The sequence below is a fragment of the Vibrio sp. 2130-1 genome (assembly GCF_033339515.1).
In genome coordinates this window covers 1-535 of record NZ_JAWOUT010000669.1, presented here as the reverse complement: position 1 = coordinate 535, position 535 = coordinate 1, and the positions used below count along the sequence as shown (strand labels likewise).

The window sequence follows — 535 nt, the reverse complement described above, 5'->3', positions numbered from 1 at the left end:
TCTGCTATGCCAGCAACGTCTTGGTAACGAATGTATTCTTTGTCGAACAGGTTGATGATGGTCGCACTCAAACGAAAATCTTTGGTGATTTGGTAACTTGCCCCCAGATCGAGCGTGTTCCATGCCTCTGTTTGTGCGCATTCTGTCTTTTGTCCGAGCGACGTTTGGCAACTCGGCACACGATCCATTGAACCAGCCCAATTCCACGTCGCGAACGCATTAAAGTCTTGTTGCTGGTAGTTCAGCCCAACATTGCCCTCAAAAGGCGTGATGCTACGAACGTATTCGCCCTCAGCGTCCTTTCCATCCACATAACCAAGCTTGGTACTTAGCTTCCAAGACGATGTGAAAGCATACGCAGCAGAAAGCTCCGCGCCGTAGGTTTCAACGCCGTGTAAGTTTTGGTATTGCTTGACGTAGTTGCCGAAGTTATCTTGACCCGTGGTAACAACATCAATGAAGTTTTGGAACTTGTTGTAAAACGCAGAAACGTAAAGTTGCGCTCGGCCATTATCGAATTTGTTACCGATTTCAA

Annotated in this window: 1 protein-coding gene; it reads right to left on the bottom strand. The window is 47.3% G+C overall.

Going from position 1 to position 535, the window contains the following annotated elements:
• Positions 1-535, bottom strand: a 535-nt coding sequence (locus R7Q09_RS28050; RefSeq protein ID WP_318144194.1) for a TonB-dependent receptor domain-containing protein, incomplete at both ends; no start/stop codon positions are given.